Annotated in this window: 19 protein-coding genes; 9 read left to right on the forward strand and 10 right to left on the reverse strand. The window is 64.8% G+C overall.

The genetic code is table 11. The features are described from left to right. Positions 1–24: 24 nt before the first annotated feature. Positions 25–1338 carry a glycolate oxidase subunit GlcF gene (glcF, locus tag AYJ54_RS29615; RefSeq protein ID WP_063704581.1) on the reverse strand — a complete coding sequence of 438 codons (1314 nt, stop codon included), beginning with the start codon at positions 1336–1338 and terminating at the stop codon, positions 25–27. Next, entirely contained in the window at positions 1335–2573 is a 1239-nt protein-coding gene (locus AYJ54_RS29620; RefSeq protein WP_063704583.1) for an FAD-binding protein, read from the reverse strand. Before AYJ54_RS29620 ends, glcF begins: the two co-directional genes overlap by 4 nt. Before the next feature lie 221 nt (positions 2574–2794). Here AYJ54_RS29620 and AYJ54_RS29625 point away from each other — a divergent pair, with 221 nt between their 5' ends. Beyond that, positions 2795–3121, forward strand: coding sequence for a putative quinol monooxygenase (locus AYJ54_RS29625; protein ID WP_063704585.1), 327 nt, complete (start codon positions 2795–2797; stop codon positions 3119–3121). Positions 3122–3304: 183 nt separating this feature from the next. Here AYJ54_RS29625 and AYJ54_RS29630 read toward each other — a convergent pair whose 3' ends face one another. Further along, entirely contained in the window at positions 3305–4798 is a 1494-nt protein-coding gene (locus AYJ54_RS29630; RefSeq protein WP_063704587.1) for an FAD-linked oxidase C-terminal domain-containing protein, read from the reverse strand. A gap of 255 nt (positions 4799–5053) precedes the next feature. On the opposite strand from AYJ54_RS29630, the gene cycA reads away from it, so the two are divergent. Then, on the forward strand, positions 5054–5449 hold the full coding sequence (gene cycA, locus AYJ54_RS29635; RefSeq protein WP_063704875.1) for a cytochrome c-550 CycA: 396 nt from the start codon (positions 5054–5056) through the stop codon (positions 5447–5449). Positions 5450–5468: 19 nt separating this feature from the next. Here cycA and AYJ54_RS29640 read toward each other — a convergent pair whose 3' ends face one another. After that, positions 5469–6425: an alpha/beta fold hydrolase gene (locus AYJ54_RS29640; RefSeq protein WP_063704589.1), complete on the reverse strand. Its 957-nt coding sequence runs from the start codon at positions 6423–6425 to the stop codon at positions 5469–5471. Between the two features lie 329 nt (positions 6426–6754). On the opposite strand from AYJ54_RS29640, the gene AYJ54_RS29645 reads away from it, so the two are divergent. Continuing rightward, a complete protein-coding gene (locus tag AYJ54_RS29645; protein ID WP_063704591.1) occupies positions 6755–6937 on the forward strand; it encodes a hypothetical protein in 183 nt (60 codons plus the stop codon). A gap of 12 nt (positions 6938–6949) precedes the next feature. Here the strand turns inward: AYJ54_RS29645 and AYJ54_RS29650 are convergent, their stop codons facing one another. The 3 genes from AYJ54_RS29650 to ykgO form a co-directional block, all read right to left on the reverse strand. Beyond that, a complete protein-coding gene (locus tag AYJ54_RS29650; protein WP_063704877.1) occupies positions 6950–7210 on the reverse strand; it encodes a hypothetical protein in 261 nt (86 codons plus the stop codon). Between the two features lie 125 nt (positions 7211–7335). Beyond that, positions 7336–7977, reverse strand: coding sequence for a tetratricopeptide repeat protein (locus AYJ54_RS29655; protein ID WP_063704593.1), 642 nt, complete (start codon positions 7975–7977; stop codon positions 7336–7338). A gap of 106 nt (positions 7978–8083) precedes the next feature. Beyond that, positions 8084–8209, reverse strand: a complete 126-nt coding sequence (ykgO, locus tag AYJ54_RS29660; RefSeq protein ID WP_006611362.1) for a type B 50S ribosomal protein L36 — start codon at positions 8207–8209, stop codon at positions 8084–8086. 284 nt (positions 8210–8493) lie between these two features. On the opposite strand from ykgO, the gene AYJ54_RS29665 reads away from it, so the two are divergent. The 3 genes from AYJ54_RS29665 to AYJ54_RS29675 are packed head-to-tail and all read left to right on the forward strand — an operon-like array spanning position 8494 to position 10635. Beyond that, on the forward strand, positions 8494–9378 hold the full coding sequence (locus AYJ54_RS29665; protein WP_063704595.1) for an amidohydrolase family protein: 885 nt from the start codon (positions 8494–8496) through the stop codon (positions 9376–9378). A gap of 13 nt (positions 9379–9391) precedes the next feature. After that, positions 9392–10132, forward strand: coding sequence for a haloacid dehalogenase type II (locus AYJ54_RS29670; RefSeq protein ID WP_063704597.1), 741 nt, complete (start codon positions 9392–9394; stop codon positions 10130–10132). A gap of 35 nt (positions 10133–10167) precedes the next feature. After that, complete coding sequence (locus AYJ54_RS29675) at positions 10168–10635, forward strand: YbaK/EbsC family protein (RefSeq protein ID WP_063704599.1); 468 nt, start codon at positions 10168–10170, stop codon at positions 10633–10635. A gap of 111 nt (positions 10636–10746) precedes the next feature. On the opposite strand, the gene AYJ54_RS29680 is transcribed toward AYJ54_RS29675, so the two are convergent. The 3 genes from AYJ54_RS29680 to AYJ54_RS29690 form a co-directional block, all read right to left on the reverse strand. Further along, on the reverse strand, positions 10747–11088 hold the full coding sequence (locus AYJ54_RS29680) for a hypothetical protein (protein WP_063704601.1): 342 nt from the start codon (positions 11086–11088) through the stop codon (positions 10747–10749). A 95-nt stretch (positions 11089–11183) separates the two neighbouring features. Continuing rightward, positions 11184–12170 (reverse strand): tripartite tricarboxylate transporter substrate binding protein, encoded by a 987-nt coding sequence (locus AYJ54_RS29685; RefSeq protein WP_063704603.1) that lies wholly within the window; start codon positions 12168–12170, stop codon positions 11184–11186. 105 nt (positions 12171–12275) lie between these two features. Next, a complete protein-coding gene (locus tag AYJ54_RS29690) occupies positions 12276–13211 on the reverse strand; it encodes a LysR family transcriptional regulator (RefSeq protein ID WP_063704605.1) in 936 nt (311 codons plus the stop codon). A 117-nt stretch (positions 13212–13328) separates the two neighbouring features. Between AYJ54_RS29690 and AYJ54_RS29695 the strand changes: the two genes are divergently transcribed. From AYJ54_RS29695 to wrbA, 3 genes are all read left to right on the forward strand, one after another. After that, positions 13329–14081, forward strand: coding sequence for an SDR family NAD(P)-dependent oxidoreductase (locus tag AYJ54_RS29695; protein WP_063704607.1), 753 nt, complete (start codon positions 13329–13331; stop codon positions 14079–14081). 35 nt (positions 14082–14116) lie between these two features. Continuing rightward, positions 14117–14815, forward strand: coding sequence for a pirin family protein (locus AYJ54_RS29700; RefSeq protein ID WP_063704609.1), 699 nt, complete (start codon positions 14117–14119; stop codon positions 14813–14815). A 172-nt stretch (positions 14816–14987) separates the two neighbouring features. After that, the gene (wrbA, locus tag AYJ54_RS29705; protein WP_063704611.1) at positions 14988–15587 is read left to right on the forward strand and encodes an NAD(P)H:quinone oxidoreductase; all 600 of its coding nucleotides are present in this window, start codon (positions 14988–14990) and stop codon (positions 15585–15587) included. Positions 15588–15603 lie beyond the last annotated feature (16 nt).

Raw genomic sequence — 15603 nt, forward strand, 5'->3', positions numbered from 1 at the left:
ACCTCGGGACGCGGCGCCGCTCGACTAGTTCAATGCCGGCCGCGAACCGCCCGTCGCCCAATCGAGAAGCTCAATCGTGTGCACGACCGGAACTGACGTACCGCTGGCAATCTGCACCATGCAGCCGATATTGCCCGCAGCAATCATATCCGGCTTGACGCTTGCGATGTTGGCGACCTTGCGATCGCGCAACCTGCCCGCAAGGTCGGGCTGGAGAATGTTGTAGGTCCCCGCCGAACCGCAACACAAGTGGCTCTCCGGGACATCTTTCACCACGAATCCATTCTTGGAAAGCAATTCTTTCGGAAGCCCCGTGATTTTCTGCCCGTGCTGCAACGAACAAGCGGAGTGATAGGCGACGACGATGTTGTCCTGTCGCGCAGTCGGCTCGAGCCCGAGACCGGCGACGTATTCGGTGATGTCCTTCGCAAGCGCGGAGACCCGCGCCGCATCGGCTGCGAAGTCGCGATCCTCGCGCAGGAGGTAGCCATAGTCCTTGATCACCGTGCCGCAACCGGACGTCGTCACCAGGATGGCGTCGAGCCCCTCCTTCGCCGTTTCCGCACGCCACGCCGTGACATTGGCGCGGGCCCGGGCGAGCGCATCGTCGTCGCGGCCGAGGTGATGGGTCAATGCGCCGCAGCACTGCTCGTCCTTGACCAGGACGACCTCGATGCCGTGGCGGGTCAGGAGATTGATGGCGGCCTGGTTGATGCGCGGCGCCAGCACCTGCTGGGCGCAGCCCTGCAGCAGCGCGACCCGGCCGCGCTTCTTGCCGAGCGCGGCAAACACGCTGCCCGCGGCGGGGCCCGGTGGTGGCAAGCGGTTCGGGGCCAGCGCCAGCATCGCCTTGATCCGCTGGATCAGGCCGGGGGTGGGCGACGGGCGCGGCGTCGGCAGAAACACAGCCAGGGGGCGAGCGAGCCGCGCCAGCCACATGCTGGCGCGGAAGCGCTGCGGGTCCGGCAGGACGAGGGCCAGCACCTCGCGCAGCAGCCGCTCGGCCAGCGGCCTCTGGTAGCGCTCCTCGATCCTGACCCGGGCCTGGTCGACGAGGTGCATGTAGTGCACCCCTGAGGGGCAGGTCGTCATGCAGGCAAGGCACGACAGGCAGCGGTCGATGTGCTTGACCACCTCCGCCGTCGGCGCCTGATCCTTCTCCAGCATCTCCTTCATCAGGTAGATGCGACCGCGCGGGCTATCGAGCTCGTCGCCGAGCAGCACATAGGTCGGACAGGTCGCGGTGCAGAAGCCGCAATGGACGCAGGCGCGCAGGATCTTGTCGGCCTCGGCGATGTCGGGGTCGGCAAGCTGCGCGAGTGAGAATTCGGTCTTCATGCCGCAGCGCCCCGGGTCAGCCGTCCACGGTTGAGGATGGTCTTCGGATCGAAGCTGGCGCGGACCCGCTCGCTCAGCGCCGCGATGCCTTCGGCTTGCGGATGGAACACGTCGACATTGCGCCTGACGTCCTCAGCAGCCCGGATCAGCGTGGCATGCCCGCCGAAGGCATTGACGCGCTGGCGCACAGTCGGAGCGTAGGCATCGCCCTTCGGCGGTAGCGCCGCCCAGATCAGCCCGCCGCCCCAGTCGTAGATCACGTCGCCGCCGGTCTCGCGTCCCAATTGTGCACCGAGCGCGCCCCCCGAGGCCGGCGGACAGACGATCCGCCAGACCGGCCAGGCGCCGAGCGCGCCCCCTGCCGCGAACGGCAGGACGTCGCGGATCGCAGCCCACAGCGCCGAAGACGCCGCATCCTCGACGAGGGTCGCGGTTCCGAACGGCGCCAGCAATTCGCGCAGCGAGCCGGCACGGTGAACCGCGGAGGCCCTGATGCCCTCCAGCCGCAGCACGGTCAGCGCCTCGCCCTGGCCTGCGATGTCGCCCAGCCCTTCGGTGCGGGCGCGAAACGCCGATTTCGGCAGGTGCGCGGCGCCGGAGACGTCGTAGGGCGAGCCCAGCGCCGCGGTCATGGCCTTGTTGGCGGCGGCATCGTCGAGCCCGCGCAGTAGCAGCGTCCGTTCGGCTTCCGGCTTCGGCATGACCTTGAGCGTGACCTCGGTCATGACCGACAGCGTGCCCCAGGAGCCCGCGAGCAGCTTGCAGAGGTCGTAACCGGTGACGTTCTTCACCACCTTGCCGCCGGTCTTGAAGCTGTCGCCGAAGCCGGAGACGGCATGGGCCCCTAACAGATGGTCGCGCGCCCCGCCTGCCCGGATCCGCCGCGGGCCGGCCAGGCCTGCCGCGATCATGCCGCCGATGGTGCCGAGCGCCGGCGTGCCAAGCAGCGGCGCGGTGTTCATCGGCTCGAAGGCGAATTGCTGGTTCTTGGAATCGATCAGCGACAGCACGTCGGCAAGCGGCGCGCCCGCCTGAAGCGTGACGATGAGTTCGTTCGGCTCGTAGGAGGTCACCGCGCTCAGCGCGGAAACGTCGAGCACGGCGTTGGTCGCCATCGCGTGGCCGATGCCGCGCTTGGTGCCATGACCGATGATCTCGAGCGGCTGCTCATTGGCAATCGCCGCGCGCACCACCTCTTCGACGTCTTTGGCGTCTCTGACCTTGAGCGTATCCACGCTTCTAGCGGGTAACGAAATTCGGGGCGGAAATCAATTCGACGCATGGCGCAGTGGAGCCTGTCATCGGGCCGCGCTTCGCGCGGACCCGTTGGCGGCCTCCTCACCATGGCATCTCGACACTTCGATCGACGTCGAATCATTGACGTACAGACTTCGCTATCTGTCGAATTGTCCCCTGCGCATCGGGCGATGGGGGACGGTTCAAGAGGAGTTCCATCATGAGCCAGCCAGCAATGATCAACGAGGCAATCAGCAGCGGCGGCCTTCTGGTCGTGGCGCAATGGGAGGCGAAGGCCGAGGAGGCCGACAGGGTCGCCGAGATCCTGCGCGGCTTCCTTCCGCAGGCGCAAAGCGAGCCGGGCGTAAAACTGTTCCTGATCAGCCGCGCCAAGGACAATCCGGCCCAGTTCCTGTTCTACGAACTGTTCCGCGACGAGGCGGCCTTCAAGGCCCACCAGGAGAGCGCGCATTTCAAGAGCCATATCGCAGGAGAGGCTCTGCCCTTGCTGGCCAGGCGCGAGCGCACGCAATACGCGCTGATGTGAGGTCAGTAGGGGCCTGCTCACCTTCTCCCCTTGTGGGAGAAGGTGGCGCGCGCAGCGCGACGGATGAGGGGTCCTATCCGCGATCTCGACCGAGAGATAGTCACGCCTGGAGAGAGACCCCTCACCCGCCGAGCTTCGCTCGGCACCCTCTCCCACAAGGGGAGAGGGTATTCAACACCGCCCTCAGAACCTTGGAATATCCGGAAATGCCAGCTTGCCCGCATGCACATGCATGCGGCCGAGCTCGGCGCAGCGGTGCAGGGTCGGAAATACCTTTCCGGGGTTGAGCAAACCTTGCGCGTCGAAGGCGCATTTCAGGCGCTGCTGCTGGTTCAGGTCGATCTCGGTGAACATGTCGCCCATCAGGTCGCGCTTCTCGATGCCGACGCCGTGCTCGCCGGTGAGCACGCCGCCAAACTCGACGCAGGCGCGCAGGATGTCGGCGCCGAAGGCCTCGGCGCGCTCGATCTCGCCCGGCTTGTTGGCATCGTAGAGGATCAGGGGATGCAGATTGCCGTCCCCGGCATGGAACACGTTGGCGCAGCCGAGCTGGTATTTTTCCGACAGCTCCCGGATCCGCGCCAGCGCCTTCGGCAGCGCGCCGCGCGGGATGGTGCCGTCCATGCAGAGATAGTCGGGCGAGATGCGGCCCACGGCCGGAAACGCCGCCTTGCGCCCGGCCCAGAACAGGTTGCGCTCGGCCTCCGAGGTCGAGATCTGGCAGGTGGTCGAGCCGCAGCCATTGGCGATCGCCTCGACGCGGCTGATCAGCTCGTCGACCTCGATGGACGGGCCGTCGAGCTCGATGATCAGAAGCGCCTCCACGTCGAGCGGATAGCCGGCATGGACGAAGGCTTCGGCGGCGTGGATCGCGGGCTTGTCCATCATCTCCATGCCACCAGGGATGATACCGGCGCCGATGATGCGCGCCACGCACTCGCCGGCCGCCTCGACCTCGGCGAAGCCGACCATCAGCGCGCGCGCCGTCTCCGGCTTTTGCAGGATGCGCACGGTGATCTCGGTGATGACGCCGAGCAGGCCTTCGGAGCCGGTGATGACGCCCATCAGATCGTAGCCGGCATTCTCCGCCGACTTGCCGCCGATGCGCAGGATCTCGCCGCTCATCAGCACGATCTCGCAGCCGAGCACGTTGTTGGTGGTCATGCCGTATTTCAGGCAGTGCACGCCGCCGGAATTTTCCGCGACGTTGCCGCCGATCGAGCAGGCGATCTGCGACGACGGATCGGGCGCGTAGTAGAAGCCGGCATGCGCGACCGCCTGGCTGATCGCGAGATTGGTGACGCCGGGCTCGGTGACGACGACGCGGTTGTCGAAATCGATCTCGCGGATGCGCTTGAACTTGCCGAGCCCCAGGAGCACGCCGTCCTCGATCGGCAGCGCGCCGCCGGACAGCGACGTGCCGGAACCGCGCGGCACCACCTTGATGCCGTGGGCTGCACAATATTTCAGGACCTGCGAGACCTGCTCGGTGGTATCGGGCAGCACCACGACCATCGGCGGCTGTCGATAGGCCGTCAATCCGTCGGATTCATAAACCCGCATCTCGGCGGCGCTGTCGATCACACCTTCGCCCGGCACGATTGCGCGCAGCGCGGCGACGATCTCCGCGCGGCGCGCGAGCACAGCCTGGTCGGCTGCCGGCATCATGATGGCCATTTGGAGGCTCCTTCCGGCGTGCGCCGCAAGATCAATTTGTCGCGACAAATCAACCACGTCTGCAGTGGTTTGGGTAGGCCATCCGAAAGTCGGATCGGCAATCGCCGGCGAGTTCGCTCTCGGACAAGTAGGACGTCAGGAAACCTGTCATGGTTTCGTGGCTTGTCCAAGCCGAGCGGACCGTGCCAAAACCAGAAAGGTCCGATGATCGCCGACCAGACTGACACCAACCAGGGAAGAGACGAAGAGCACCCGATGAAAAAACTGACTTTTGGCGCACTGATGATCCTCACCGTGACTGCCACGGCGTCCGCCGCGATGGCTCAGGATGCCGCCGCCGGCAAGACGTCGTTCAACAAATGCATGGCCTGCCACGCGATCGGCGAAGGCGCCAAGAACAAGGTCGGCCCCGAGCTCAACGGCCTCGACGGCCGCAAGTCCGGCACCGCGCCGGACTACAATTACTCCGATGCGAACAAGAATTCCGGCATCACCTGGGGCGAGGCGGTGTTCAAGGAGTACATCAAGGATCCCAAGGCCAAGATCCCCGGCACCAAGATGGCGTTCGCCGGCATCAAGAACGAGAAGGAGATCAACGATCTCTGGGCCTACGTCTCGCAGTTCGACAAGGACGGGAAAATCAAGCAGTAATGCACGTGCGAGGCGGCCGCTAATCGGCGGCCGCCTGCACCGGGACGATCCCACCGATCATCGTCTCGATTTCGGACTTCACGAGATCCGGCACCGCGTTCTGCACCATGTGTCCGAGATCAGGCAGCACGATCAGCTTCGCATTCGGCACCGTCGCGGCGAACGGACGCGCGTGGATATTGGTCGACACGGTCTTGTCGGGCTCGCCGGCGATGATCACGACCGGCGCCGATATCTCGCCATAGCGCGAGACCTGCCCAGCCACTGATTCCTTCAGCGTCACCAGATCATAGGCATTGGCGATGAACTCGCGCGGGCGCAGAAGCAGCGGTGTCGCGGAATCCCTGACAAAGCCGTCCGGCATCATTTGCGGCAGGAAGACGTTGCGCGCTCCGGATTCAGCCAGGACATAGCCGAGCGGCAGCGTGATAGTGTAGGCGAGCAGCGCGCCGATCACGGGCGTTGCGATGAGCTCGTTGTAGCGGCCGACGCCGCCGCGCCAGGGATGGGTCACCGGCGCCAGCATGACGAGGCCGGCGACGCGCTGCGGATGATCGAGCGCAATCCGCGCGCCGAGCGCCCCGCTCCATGAATGCACGACGAAGATCGCGCGCGCGATGCCGAGCTTGCCAAGCGCCTCATCGATCATCCGCGCCTGGATCTCTGGCGTCGAATCCTGCCGCCGCGCCCGTGTGCTCCAGCCATGGCCGGGACGGTCGATCAGGATGACGCGATGGTTCTTCGCCAGGAGATCGCCGAGCGGGCGCCGCATCGCTTCGAGATTGGAGCTTGCGCCATGCAGCATTACGATCGGCGGGGCGGCATCGCGCGGGCCGATATCGACGACATGAAGCGTCGCACCTTCGACCTCGACCATCCGGCCCTGCGGCGGAAAGGCGCGCTGCACGGCGAAGATGCCGGCCTGCGTGACAAGCGCCAACGCAACCAGCGCCGCCACGACTGAAATCACGATCATGAAGAAAATCCGGGCAATCCAGGGCTCATGGCAGCTACGGGTCTTCGTAGCGGCAGTTTCGCTCCGAGCGGCTGAGTGCTGCCAGACGAAATGTCAGGGCTGTGGATATGTGCAGAATTACCATCGAGAAAAACTCAACAAAATCAATGGACTCGCCTGATCGCCCACAAGCCTCGGAACAGCTTCATGCGGCCGTCATGGCGGTTTCCATATAATCGCCACGGTCGGTTTGGCCATCTATAGGCGGGTGGGCGCCGATCCTCCTCGCAATCCACAGGAACGCGGGAAAGACCGGCAGGATTGTCATGGTTTGAACCGGAGGATTTTCGATGAGCGTTAGATCAAACGACACTGCAATCGATGAGATCGTCGCAAGCTGCAACGGTGACCTGCGCGGCGCGGTACGGGCACTCCTCCTGATCAACGAGCATCTCGAGGCCGAGCTTGCCAAACTCTACGCCGCAGCTGCCGATCGCAGCCTCGCCGAACGCGGCACCAGCGTCCTGCACTAGGCCGCAATCGGTCTAGTTCGCGCTGTCCTCGTCCTTCTCGTCGTCGGGGTTGACCGCAGGACAGGCGCGAATGGTCGAGCGCGCGAGCTTTGCGTCGGCCTTGGACTTGTAGGGACCGTCTCCGAACCAGATGTCGCCTGCAATGACCGGGTTGCTGGTCACGATGTCGCATTTGCCGGTGGCGCGATTGCCGACCACCCAGAACAGTCCGTCCGCCAGACCGGCCGTCGCTGACGCCAGCAGCAGCGCACCTGCAAAGATCAAACGCTTCATGGCTTTTGCTCCTGCCATGCAGGTAGACCTGCGGCGGCAGCAGCAATACCCCTCTCGAAGCGCACTCTGAAATCGTAGTTAACGCCCGCGCGCCGCAATCGCTCGAGAGCGGCTCGATTTGTCGGCTAGATGTCGCGACCTTCGACCTTCTCGGTCAGCGCCTTGACCTGTTCGGGAATCTTATCGAGGTGCGGATTGACCGCGAGCGCCTTGCGGTAGGCATCGAGCGCGCGCTTCTCGTCGCCGATCTCCTGCATGATCATGCCGAGGCCCGCGAGCGCGCCGAAATGACGGGGCTCCCTGATCAGCACCTGCTGGATATCGGCGAGCGAACGGCCGTAATCGTTCTGCATGTAGTACAGCGTGGCACGCCGGTTCCAGGCCTCGATATAGTCGGGCCGGAGCTTGATGACGGCGTCCAGAAGCTTGATCGCGACCTCGACCTTCTGCGCATCCACCGCCGCCTTGGCCCGCGCCATCAGCAGCGCCGCGGTGTCGCTCGGGGTCTGCAGCCAGATCGCCCAGATGCGCGCCTCGACATGCTTGGCGCTGGCATCGTCAGGGGCCGCCTTCAGCGCGCCGAACAGGAAATCGAGGTTCTTGGTGCGATCGACCTTGGGGAGCTTCGCCGGGGCCTCAGGCAGCTTCTTCTGCTGCTTGCCGGGTGGGGCCATCGGATCATCCTGTGCGACGGCCGGAGCGAGGCCGGTTCCGGCCAGAACGACGGCCAGACACAGGGTACGCGGGATCGAGAATCTCACTGCCATGGTGAAAGTGTAAACGCGCAAAGCCGCCCTTGCATAGCAAGGACGGCGTCAAAGTCCTGTGAGACCGTGGTCTCGCGGGCGCGCGAAAGCCGCGTCCAGGGCGGAATCAGCCCTGGCGCGCCTTGAAGCGGCGCTGCACCTTGTTGATCACGTAGACCCGGCCCTTGCGGCGGACCAGGCGGTTGGCGCGGTGGCGACCGCGCAGCGATTTCAGCGAGTTACGGACCTTCATGGCAGAATCCTGAACGTTCGAAAGGCCGTGTTCGGCACTACCGTTTCGGCACGCGCGAATATGGCAAAATGCGATCTTTCCCGCCGGCGGACCGACCGCCCGGGACGGGGCGGTTTCTAAGCCATGGCGGGACCGGATGTCAATGCGACCAGCTTCATTCCAAGCCGATTAACCCCAGATGGGGCTGAAACGGCCCCAACGGCGCAGCGATTGGAGGCCGCGGCCCCGACCCTTGCCAAATTCGTTATATCATATAATCAATTTCCGAGCTCGGGAGGAAACCAATGCCGAAATTGAAGCTGCCCAACATCGACGACGTCGTCGCGATCGACATCCACACCCACGCCGAGGAGCCCTGCGGCTGCCATGCCGACGACGGCTATGACGACTTCCAGGCGCAGATGGCGGAGTACTTCAAGTCGCCGAACAAGCATCCGCCGACCGTGCCGGAGACCGCGGCCTACTATCGCTCCAAGAACATCGCCGCCGTGATCTTCCCGGTCGACGCCGAGCGCGAGACCGGCTTCCGCCGCTACAGCAATTACGAGATGCTGGAGGTCGCCTCCGACCATCTCGACGTCCTCATCCCCTTCGTCTCGATCGACCCGCACAAGGGCAAGCTTGGGGCGCGCGAGGCACGCAAGCTGATCGAGGAATACGGCGTCCGCGGCTTCAAATTCCATCCGACCATGCAGGGCTTCTACGCCAACGACCGCATGGCCTATCCGCTCTACGAAGAGATCAACAATGGCGGCGCGATCGCGCTGTTCCACACCGGCCAGACCGGCGTCGGCTCAGGCATGCCCGGCGGCATGGGGATGCGGCTGAAATACTCCAACCCGATGTACATGGACGACGTCGCGGCGGATTTCCCCGACCTCAAGATCATCCTCGCCCATCCCTCCTTCCCCTGGCAGGAGGAAGCGCTGTCGGTCGCGACCCACAAGCCGAACGTCTATATCGACCTGTCCGGCTGGTCGCCGAAATATTTCCCGCCGATCCTGGTGCGCTATATCAACTCGATCCTTCAGGATAAGATGCTGTTCGGCTCGGACTGGCCGGTGATCACGCCGGACCGCTGGCTGTCGGACTTTTCCAAGATCGACATCCGCGACGAGATCCGGCCGAAGGTGCTGAAGGCCAACGCGCGCAAGCTGTTGGGGATCTAGCCGAGAGGTCAACGTGACGATCAAAGCTGTCGTCTTCGACGCCTACGGAACGCTCTACGACATCCAGTCGGTCGCGGAGATCACCGAGGATGCGTTTCCGGGCTACGGCGAGATCATCACGCAGGTCTGGCGCATCAAGCAGCTCGAATACACCTGGTTGCGCTCGCTGATGCGGCGCTACCAGGATTTTACCGCCGTCACGCGTGACTCGCTCGCCTATACGCTACGCGTCCTCGGGCTCGCCTACGAGAGCGAGGCGTTCGAGCGCGTGATCGAGAAATATCTGCATCTTGATCTTTATCCGGACGCGGCGGATGCGCTTGCGGCGCTGAAGCCGCGCAAGCTCGCGATCCTTTCCAACGGCAGTCCGGACATGCTCAACGCGCTGGTGCGCAACACCGGCCTCGACCAGCTGCTCGATGCCACGATCAGCGTCGATGCGAAGAAGGTCTTCAAGCCGAGCCCGGAGGCCTACGAGCTGATCGGCGAGGTGCTCGGCACCCGCCCCGACGAGGTACTGTTCGTCTCCTCCAACCCGTGGGACGCAGCGGGCGCAAAGGCGTTCGGGCTGAACGTCGCCTGGATCGAGCGGGTGACGCCGGAGGCGATGGCGCTGGCTTGCGTCGAGAACGAACTCGTGGCACCGCTCATCATGTTCAAGGCGATCCGGACCCAGATGGACGAGCTCGGGTTTGTGCCGGATCATCGCGTCCGCTCGCTCTCCGAGCTGCCCGGGATCGCCGCCCGCCCATGAGTTCGGAATGATGAGTTCGGAATGAGCAGTCTGGAATGAGCCTTCAATCCGTTCGCGCCTTCTTCGCCGAGAAAGCTCCCGACATCGCCGTCATCGAATCCCCGATCAGCTCCGCGACCGTGGCGCTGGCTGCCGAAGCCTATGGCGTCGAGCCCGGACGGATCGCCAAGACGCTGTCCTTGCGCATCGGCGAGCGCGTGATCCTGATCGTCGCGAGCGGCACCTCGCGCATGGACAACAAGAAGGTCAAGACGCAGTTCGGCGGCAAGCCGAAGATGCTGGGACTGGAAGAGGTCGCCGAGATCACCGGCCACGAGGTCGGCGGCGTCTGCCCGTTCGGACTGAAGGAGCCGCTGCCGGTCTATTGCGACGTATCATTGAAGGCCTTCGACGTGGTGGTGCCGGCTGCCGGCTCGACCCACAGCGCGGTTCGCATCGCCCCCGATCGCATGGCCGAGCTGATCGCGGCCGAGTGGGTCGACGTCTGCGAACACCGGTCCTAGAGCATGATCCGGACGCGAAGGGCCGCGTTAGCGCAAAGTGTGCAGGGCTTTTCCCTCGCGACAAACGCGGAACGCGTTTGCGCGGAGATCATGCTCGTAACCTAGAGCGCGCTAGTAGTCCTCATCGTAATAGCGCGGCTGCGGAGGCGGCGGCGCATTGTAGCGCGGCGGTGGCGCGGCGCGATTGCGCGGCACCGGCTGCTGCGGCTGGGCCTGGTTGTTGGACTGGAACACCGCCCGGCACCCGCTCGAGAGCAATTGCGTGTTCTGCTGCAGGCAGGCCACAATGCGGTTCCTGTCCGGAATCTGGTCGCTGCACAAACGCCACACATCGGGCGTACAGGCCATCTGCTGTTCCATCGTGCCGCGATATTCCTGTGCGAACGCCGCACCCGGCGCGACGATGCCGCCGATCGCGAGCGCCACACCCAGGGCAATTCGCTCTGTTCGCATGTCCCGATCCTTCCCGATTCCCTCAAATGCTCCTCAATCAATGAGGCGCGGGCAGGTTCAGGACCAACAACAAAATGTGAAAGCGGGATTGGAACCTATTCCACCCGGCCGATCTTCTCGACCGCCGCGATCAGCCGCGCGCTGTCGGTCGCCACGAATTGCGAGAAGGCCGGCGCGTCCTGATAGGCAACGAGACTGCCGGAGGCCTCGAACGACTTGAGCACGTCCGGGCTCGCCATCACCTGTGCCATCGCTTCGCGCAGACGGCTCGCGATCGCCGCCGGCAGCGTGCTCTGCGCGAACAGGCCGGCCCAGATATACATCTCGACATCCTTGTAGCCGAGCTCCTGGAAGGTCGGCACGTCAGGGAAGCTCGCGATGCGTTGCGCACCGCAGTTGCCGAGCACGCGCAGCTTGCCCTCATCGACCTGCGGCTTCAGCGTGCCGGGTGCTGCCGCGATCGCCTGCACGGTGCCGCTGAGGATCGCGGTCAGCGCAGGACCTGCGCCACGAAACGGCACGTGCAGCAGTTTGATGTCGGCGCTGTTTGCGAACATCTCCATCGCCACATGCAGCGTGCCGTAGGGCCCGGACGAACCATAAGTGATCTGGCCCGGGCGCTTCTTCGCATCCTCGACAAAGTCCTGCGCAGTCTTCCATGGCGCGGAGGCCGGCACCGCGAGCAGCGTGGGATCGGCAAGCACGCGCGCGATCGGCATGAATTGCGAGACCTCGTAAGCGACGGGGCGGTCGAACAGCCGGTCGGCTTCCGGCAGGACCGCGAGCGAGGACAGGGTCATCAACAACGTGTAGCCGTCGGGCGCAGCGCGCGCCGCCGCGGCATTGCCGACCGATCCGCCGCCGCCGCCCGCGCGGTTGTCGACGATGACCGCCTTGCCGAGGATCCGCTCCAGAGCCATCGCGACGGGGCGCGCCGCGAGATCAGCCTGTCCGCCGGCCGGAAACGGCACGATCATGGTGATGTTGCGGGCGGGATAGGCTTGCGCAAAGGCCGGACGCGAGATCACGGTCTGTGCGAGCGGCAATGCTGCGGCGGCACGCAGCAGGTCACGGCGGTTCATCGGCGGCTCCCCCAATATGATTTTGTTTTTCGTTCGGAGGATAGAGTAGCGATATCCAGCAGGGCGAGCAAAGGCGTAAAGCGCCGAATGCCCGCCGGGCGGGAATTACGACGCCTTCCCGCCTTTCTTCGGCCGCCGCTTGCATGTGCCAGGCAATTTCGCCGCGAGAAAATCGGCGAGCGCCTCGACGCGCGCGGGGCGCGGGCCGCCGGGCGGCGTCACCAGGTGCACGGCGCCTTCGGCCTGCTTCCAGTCCTTCAGGATTACTTCGACCTCGCCGGAGGAGATGGCATCGCCAACGATGAATTCGGGAAGCTCCGCGATGCCGAGGCCGGCGATCAGCGCCGGCATCACCGCTTCGCCATTGTTGACGCGAAGCCGCCCGCCGGGACGCACGCTGGCCTGCTCGCCAGCCGAATTGGTGTAGTGCCAGACATTGGGCGTCGTTAGATAGGCGTAGCTGAAGCACTTGTGCTCGGCGAGATGCATCGGGTGGGTCGGCCGGCCGTGACGCTTCAGATAAGAAGGCGCGGCCACAGTGAAGCGCGGCATGGTGAAGAGCCGCCGCGCGATCAGCGAGGAATCCGGCAGCCGCGCGATCCGCACCGCCATGTCGAAGCCCTCGCCGATCAGGTCGACCGTCGCATCGCTCAAGTGCAGATCGACCGAGACCTCCGGATAGGCCTGGAAGAACTCCGGCAACAGCGGCGCCACCGCCTTGATCCCGAACGTCATGGGCACGGCGAGCCGCACCAAGCCGCGCGGCGCCACCGACTGCGCCAAAGCCTCGTTCTCGGCCGCCTCACCGTCGGCGAGCAGGCGCGTCGCCCGTTCGGCGAGCTTGTGCCCGGCATCGGTCAGCGCAAGCCGGCGCGAGGTGCGGTTGAACAGCCGCGCGCCAAGTCGCTCCTCCAGCCGGGTCACCGCCTTGGAGACGGTCGCCTTGGACATCGCGAGTTCGCTGGCAGCCGCCGCAAACGACCGTAATTCCACGACTTTTGCGAAAATCGCGAGCGCCTCGAAATCGGGGAGTTTTGCCATGGGTGCCGGTCCGATAGTGCTATTTAGAGAAACAATGTGTTTCGACAGTTTCTATTTCTATACCACGGCGGAGGCATATCCAAGTGCCATCCCAAATTCATGGACTGGAGAAATCCAATGACCAAGAAGCTCTCAGGCAAGGTTGCCCTCGTTACCGGCGGTTCTCGCGGCATCGGCGCAGCTTCGGCTCGCGCACTCGCCGATGAAGGCGCAGACGTCGCCATCAGCTATGTCGCTTCGCCCGAAAAAGCGGAAGCTGTCGTCGCCGATCTGAAGGCCAGGGGCGTGAAGGCACGTGCCTTCAAGGCCGATCAGGCCTCCGCCAAGGACGTCACCAAGCTCGTCAACGACGTGGCGAAGGAATTCGGCCATCTCGATATCCTCGTCAACAATGCCGGCGTCGCCGCCGGCGGCGCGATCGACGACGCCAAAGCCGATACTGAAGCCCTCGCCCGCCAGGATTCCATCAACGTGCATGGCGTGATCGCGGCGATCCGCGCCGCCTCGCAATTGATGGGCGAAGGCGGCCGCATCGTCACCGTCGGCTCGATGCTCGCCGACCGCGCCTCGTTCCCTGGCCTTGCCGACTACGTCGCCACCAAGGCGGCCGTCGTCGGTTACACCAAGGGTGCGGCCCGCGACCTCGGTCCGCGCCGCATCACCGTGAACGTGGTGCAGCCCGGTTCGATCGACACCGACATGAACCCGAAGGACGGCGGCGAGTTCGCCGAGACGCAGCGCAAGCAGCACGCGCTGCAGCGCTTCGGCCGCCCCGAGGAAGTCGCTGCCGGCGTCGTGTTCCTCGCAAGCCCGGAAGCCTCCTTCGTCACCGGCACCGTGCTCAACGTCGACGGCGGTTTTGGCGCCTGATCCGGACGCCACCCGCCCAGATAGGAATTACGCAGATGATCGAACTCAGACCTTTCTCAAAGCTCGGCGGCGCCGATCACGGCTGGCTCAAGGCCAAGCATCATTTCTCCTTCGCAAGCCACTACGACCCGAACAACATGGGTCACGGTGCCTTGCGGGTGTGGAATGACGATGAGATCGCGCCGAACACCGGCTTTCCCGCCCATCCCCACGCCAACATGGAAATCATCACGTATGTGCGTGAGGGCGCGATCACCCATCAGGACAGCCTCGGCAACAAGGGGCGGACCGAAGCGGGCGACGTGCAGGTGATGAGCGCGGGCAGCGGCATCCGCCACTCCGAGTACAATCTCGAGCCGACCAAGACCCGGATCTTCCAGATCTGGATCGAGCCGACTGTGCGCGGCGGCCAGCCGACCTGGGGGTCGAAGCCATTTCCGAAGGCGAACCGCACGGGCAAGCTCGTCACCATCGCGAGCGGGTTCGAGGCCGACACGGATGCGCTGCCGATCCGCGCCGATGCGCGGGTGCTCGCGACCACCCTGAAGGCCGGCGAGAGCGCGGAATACGAGCCTCAGAAGTCGCGTCACCTCTACCTGGTGCCGGCAGCAGGATCGGTCGAGATCAACGGCGTGCGCGTCAACGCCCGCGACGGCGCGGCGATCCGCGAAGAAGACAGGCTGACGATCACGGCGCTGGAGGATTCAGAGCTCGTACTCGTCGACGCGGCGTAAGCGCAACCCCACACCAACTCGTCATGCCCGGCCTTGAGCCGGGCATCCATCTCCTCCGCAAGAGTCCCTGAAGAGCGATGGATTGCCGGGTCAAGCCCGGCAATGACGAGCGCATCGAAAAGCTCCCCCTATCACTCAACAAAGCTCGCCCCACCACACAACGGAGACCACCATGACCAAAGTTCTCGTCCTCTATTATTCCGCCTATGGCCACATCGAAGCGATGGCGAATGCCGTCGCCGAAGGTGCGCGCGAGGCCGGCGCGACCGTCGATATCAAGCGCGTGCCCGAGCTCGTGCCGGCCGAGGTCGCCAAGGCCTCGTACTACAAGCTCGACCAGGCGGCGCCGGTCGCCAAGATCGAGGACCTCGCGAATTACGATGCGATCATCGTCGGCACCGGCACCCGCTTCGGCCGCATGTCATCGCAGATGGCGAACTTCCTGGACCAGGCCGGCGGGCTCTGGGCCAAGGGCGCGCTGAACGGCAAGGTCGGCGGCGCCTTCACCTCGAGCGCGACCCAGCATGGCGGCCAGGAGACGACGCTGTTCTCGATCATCACCAACCTGCTGCATTTCGGCATAGTCGTGGTCGGGTTGAACTACGGCTTTTCCGGCCAGATGGGCGTCGAAGAAGTCACGGGCGGTGCGCCCTATGGCGCGACCACGATCACGGCCGGTGACGGCAGCCGGCAGCCCAGCGCCAACGAGCTCGCCGGCGCCCGCTATCAGGGCCGCGCGATCGCGGAGACCGCCAGGAAGCTTCACGGCTAAGCTTCACGGCTGAACC

The sequence above is a fragment of the Bradyrhizobium centrolobii genome (assembly GCF_001641635.1).
Classification (GTDB): domain Bacteria; phylum Pseudomonadota; class Alphaproteobacteria; order Rhizobiales; family Xanthobacteraceae; genus Bradyrhizobium; species Bradyrhizobium centrolobii.